This is a genomic window from Bradyrhizobium sp. (genome assembly GCF_036735945.1).
Taxonomy (GTDB): Bacteria; Pseudomonadota; Alphaproteobacteria; order Rhizobiales; family Xanthobacteraceae; genus Bradyrhizobium.
Map to the genome: position 1 here is coordinate 1 of NZ_DAINNI010000211.1, position 4,825 is coordinate 4,825.

The window sequence follows — 4,825 nt, forward strand, 5'->3', positions numbered from 1 at the left end:
CGGCGGCGGTCGTCGCCGGTGTTCTTGCGCAGGTCGAGGAATTCCTCGATGTCGATATGCCAGGTTTCGAGATAGGCACAGACCGCACCCTTGCGCTTGCCGCCCTGATTGACAGCGATCGCGGTATCGTTGGCGACCTTCAGGAACGGCACCACGCCCTGGCTTTCGCCATTGGTGCCCTTGATGTGGGCGCCGAGCCCGCGCACGCGGGTCCAGTCGTTGCCGAGCCCGCCGGAATATTTTGCCAGCAGCGCGTTGTCCTTGACCGACTTGAAGATGCCGTCGAGATCGTCGGCGATAGTGGTGAGGAAGCAGGACGACAATTGCGGCCGCAGCGTGCCGGAGTTGAACAGCGTCGGCGTCGAGGCCATGAAGTCGAACGACGACAGGAGATCATAGAATTCGATGGCGCGCACTTCCCGATCGATCTCGCGGAGCGCCAGCCCCATGGCGACGCGCATGAAGAATGCCTGCGGCAGCTCGATGCGATTGCCGCGTTCATGCAGGAAATAGCGGTCGTACAGCGTCTGCAGGCCAAGGAACTGAAACGCGAGATCGCGCTCCGGCTTCAGCGCCGCCGCGAGTTTCTTCAGATCGAAGCGTGCGAGGTCAGGGTCGAGCAGTTCGGCCTTGATGCCGGTCCTGATGTAGGCCGGGAAATATTCGCCATAGCGCACGGCCATATCGGCCTGCGAGGCGCTGGTCGGCGATCCCCCGACATAGGACAGCACCTCGCTGCGCAGCTTGTCGAGCAAGAGCCGCGCGCTGACATAGGCGTAGTTCGGCTCCTGCTCCACCAGCGTGCGCGCGGCCATCACCGAGGCGAGCGCCAGTTCATCCTCGCCGATGCCGTCATAGAGATTGCGCTGGGTCTCCGTAAGCACGGCATCGGCGGCAACGCCCTCCAGGCCGGCGCAGGCTTCCCTGATGATCAGCGTCAGCCGGGCGATGTCGAGCGGGACCTGCACACCGCTCGCCAGCGTCACGCGCAGCGCCGGCTCCCCCGCGGCCGTGGCGGCATTCGCCACCTGTTCGGCGCGCTGGCGCGTGCGCCCCTCGCGATACAGCACATAGGCGCGCGCCACCTTGTGGTGCTCGCTGCGCATCAGGGCCAGTTCGACCTGGTCCTGCACGTCCTCGATATGAAAGGTGCGGCCTTCGCTCATGCGGCGCGCCAGTGCGCCGACGACTTCGGCAGTCAGTTGCTCGACGACTTCATGCACGCGGCGGGAAGCGGCGGCGCCATGGCCTTCGACCGCAAGGAACGCCTTGGTCATCGCGATCGAGATCTTGCCGGCGTCGAATTTCGAAACCGTGCCGTTGCGGCGGATCACCTGCATCGGCAGCGCGCTGTCCTGCGAGGCTGACGATTCGGTACGTATCACGAGAAAGGGAGCGGCTTTGGCTTCGGGAGAAACGAGTTGAGAAGATTGCGACATCGGCAGACCCCGTGGTGTTGTTAGGGCTGGATGTCTTCGGGCGACGCTGCATCGAATGCCCGGCGCAAAAGCACCGGCATGATTCTGCGAGCGACCGCCGGGACACCCCGCCCGTGGACGTTTTTTCGTTGTCGCGGCAGGTCTCCTGGCTCGCAGGTCACCGTCGCACCCGGTCTTCCCAATGCGTGCCCGCATCAGTGACGTGAAATCGGGAACAACTCACTGCTTACAGTTGCGGGGGCAGCGCCGGATTCTCGCAGGCTTTCGTGCGATCACCGGCTTCCCTCTTAGCCACCAAATCTTGCGATCAGTGGACCGTGACGGTCTACATGTGGTGATATTCGCAACGAAGTGTCAATGGCTCATCCGGGACATACGCACGAAATTCACATTGCCGCTTCAGCGTGACGCGGCGTAGGGCGCAAAATAAGACCGCGTCTCGTCGACATTGAGGGAGCGGCCGGCGGGCGGAAACGCGCGCTGCGGACAATCCGGCCGCTCGCAGACCTTGCAGCCCATGCCGATCGGCGTCGCCAGCGACGGATCGATCTTGAGGCCCTCCGAGTAAACGATTCGCGCGGCGTGGCTGATATCGCAGCCCAGGGCGACCGCAAATGTCTTGGTGGGCGCGCCATAGCCTCCCCTGCCGTGCGACACCGTCCGGGCAACCCAGAGATAGGCTCGCCCATCAGGCATCCGCGCCAATTGGGTGAGGATGCGGCCCGGACTGGCGAAGGCCTCGTACACGTTCCACAAAGGGCAGGTACCGCCGACCCGCGAAAAATGGAAATCGGTCGCCGATTGGCGCTTCGAGATATTTCCTGCGCGATCGACGCGGATGAAGAAGAACGGCACGCCGCGCGCATTGTGGCGCTGCAGGGTGCTCAGCCGATGGCATATCGTCTCGAAGCCGACGCCGAAGAGCTGGCTGAGCAGTTCGATGTCGTAACGGCATCGTTCCGCCTCGTTCAAGAAGATCGAGTACGGCAATATCAATGCGCCGGCGAAATAATTCGCCAGACCGATGCGGGCGAGACCGCGCGATTCGTCGCCGGTGAACTTGGCGTGTTCGACGATCGCGCGAATCGTCTCGTCCAGTTCCAGGATGGCGATCTGTGTCGCAAGCTGGAACGCCTGTTGCCCGGAATGAAGGCTCGTTGAAAGCCGCAGCGTTCGCGCGCGAGGATCGAACAGACGTTGCGTTCCCGGTCCGAGTTCGCCGGCCGCGCCCACCAGAACATTCACGCCGTGACGGCTCTTGAGATACGAGATAAGGCCCGGCGTCATCCGCCCGATCGAAAACTCCATCCGGCCGGCGATCGCTTCCGCGGCTTCATCGAGTTCCGCAATGTAGTTGTGCCGCCTATAGAAGAAATCGCGCACTTCCTCGAACGGCGTGGACGGCAGCACCGCTGCCGCGGCCTGACGGTCGTCGCCAAGCCGCGCGGAGAGCGCCGCATATTGCTCGGCGGCGTCGCGGTATTTGCGGTTGAGATTGACCAGCGCACGGCCAACGGCCGGCATGTTCTGCGCGAGCTCACGAAGTTCTGCGATGGCGATCGTTTCTCCCAATGACGGATCGGCGAGCGCTTCGCGAAGGTCCGAAATCAGGCGCGCTTCATCGCCCTCGGCGAACGACTGCACATCCAGGCCGAACACCGAGTTGAGCGCCAGCAGCACCGGCACGGTGAGAGGACGCTGATTGTTCTCAAGCTGGTTGAGATAGCTCAGGGAGATCCCGAGTTTGCCGGCAAGCGCCGCCTGGGTCAGCCGCTGCTCCTCCCGCAACCGCTTCAACCGCACACCCATGAAGGTCTTTTTCATCCGGCACCTTCGCAAACTTTGCGGGTCGACACGACTTTCTTCGCAAGACTCTGCTTTTTCAGCCGTTTCGACCAGGCATCTTTGTAGATATTGCGAAGTTGATGGAAATGACAAGCCGTCTGGAGCGGAAAATGCAGTCATCGGCATCGCCCAACTTCCGTCCGGAAGAGACCCGGTTCGTGGAGATGGTGTTTCCGGAGCAGGCCAATCATTACGGCACCCTGTTCGGAGGCCATGCGCTGAGCCTGATGGGCAAGGCGGCATTCATCGCGGCGACGCGGCACGCGCGCCAGAGCGTCGTGATGGCGACTTCGGACAGGATAGAATTCCACGAGCCGGTGCATGTCGGCGAGCTCGTCGAACTCGTTGCCCACGTCGTGCGCGTCGGCCGCTCATCCATGACGGTTGCGGTCGACATGATCCGCGAGGACCTGATCAGCGGCGCGCGAAAATCCGCGGTGCGCGGCACGTTCGAGATGGTCGCGGTGAACGAATTCGGCCGCCCGGTCCCGATCGTCCGGCCAGCCATGATTGAGCCAATCCAGGAGGAAGCTGCGTCTTGAAACAGCATCACGTTCGAACATTCAAATCGGCCGATCGTCTCCCGCGCGCGGAGCAACTGGCCTGGAAGATCGCCGAAGTCGCCGCCGATCCGGTCGCGGTGGAAGGCGAGGTGGTGGAGATGCTGGGCAACCGCATCATCGACAACGCCGCCGTCGCCGCAGCTTCAGTGGGGCGGCGGCCCGTCATCAGCGCACGAGCGCAGGCCGAGGCGCATCCGTTCCAGCCCGGCGCCACCGTGTTCGGACTGACGCGCTCGCAAAGGATTTCGCCGGAATGGGCCGCCTGGGCCAATGGCGTCGCCGTCCGCGAGCTCGATTTCCACGACACCTTCCTGGCCGCGGACTATTCGCATCCCGGCGACAACATTCCGCCGGTGCTCGCGGTTGCCCAGCACTGCGGGCTGACGGGCGCCGATCTCGTCCGCGGGCTGGCGGCGGCCTATGAAATCCAGGTCGATCTCGTGAAGGGCATCTGCCTGCATGAGCACAAGATCGATCACATCGCCCATCTCGGCCCTTCCGCCGCCGCCGGGATCGGCGCGCTTCTCGGACTATCCACCGAGACGATCTATCAGGCGGTCCAGCAGGCGCTGCACGTCACCACGACGACGCGGCAGTCGCGCAAGGGCGAGATCTCGAGCTGGAAGGCCTACGCGCCGGCCTTCGCCGGCAAGATGGCGATCGAGGCCGTCGATCGCGTGATGCGCGGCGAAGGCGCGCCCTCGCCGGCTTACGAAGGCGAGGACGGCTTCATCGCCTGGCTGCTCGGCGGTCCGCAGGCGGAATACACGGTGCCGCTGCCCGAAAAGGGCGAGCCCAAGCGCGCCATCCTCGACACCTACACCAAGGAGCACTCGGCCGAATATCAGAGCCAGGCCCTGATCGATCTCGCCCGCAGGCTGGGGCCGAAAATCGGCGACCTCTCCAAAATCGAAAGCATCGTGATCCACACCAGCCATCACACCCATTACGTGATCGGCACCGGCGCCAACGATCCGC

The 4,825-nt window shown here is 63.7% G+C and carries 4 protein-coding genes and 1 riboswitch; of the genes, 2 read left to right on the forward strand and 2 right to left on the reverse strand.

The genetic code is table 11. The features are described 5' to 3' along the window. Together V7E26_RS29180 and V7E26_RS29185 are read right to left on the reverse strand one after the other, a co-directional pair. On the reverse strand, positions 1-1,439 hold a 1,439-nt coding region (locus V7E26_RS29180; protein WP_324422851.1), incomplete at its 3' end, for a ribonucleotide reductase N-terminal alpha domain-containing protein. 118 nt (positions 1,440-1,557) lie between these two features. After that, a riboswitch (cobalamin riboswitch) is annotated at positions 1,558-1,774 on the reverse strand. A gap of 64 nt (positions 1,775-1,838) precedes the next feature. Next, a complete protein-coding gene (locus tag V7E26_RS29185) occupies positions 1,839-3,263 on the reverse strand; it encodes a short-chain fatty acyl-CoA regulator family protein (protein ID WP_324422852.1) in 1,425 nt (474 codons plus the stop codon). Between the two features lie 131 nt (positions 3,264-3,394). Between V7E26_RS29185 and V7E26_RS29190 the strand changes: the two genes are divergently transcribed. Both V7E26_RS29190 and V7E26_RS29195 read left to right on the forward strand, forming a co-directional pair. Beyond that, entirely contained in the window at positions 3,395-3,826 is a 432-nt protein-coding gene (locus tag V7E26_RS29190; RefSeq protein WP_324422853.1) for an acyl-CoA thioesterase, read from the forward strand. Then, positions 3,823-4,825, forward strand: a 1,003-nt coding sequence (locus V7E26_RS29195; protein ID WP_324422854.1) for an MmgE/PrpD family protein, incomplete at its 3' end; no start/stop codon positions are given. The genes V7E26_RS29190 and V7E26_RS29195, both read left to right, overlap by 4 nt.

What these genes read in the sequence shown, in the direction of transcription:
- V7E26_RS29185 (WP_324422852.1), bottom strand. Translation starts at nt 3,263, where the DNA reads ATGAAAAAGACCTTCATGGGTGTGCGGTTGAAGCGGTTGCGGGAGGAG.
- V7E26_RS29190 (WP_324422853.1), top strand. Translation starts at nt 3,395, where the DNA reads ATGCAGTCATCGGCATCGCCCAACTTCCGTCCGGAAGAGACCCGGTTC.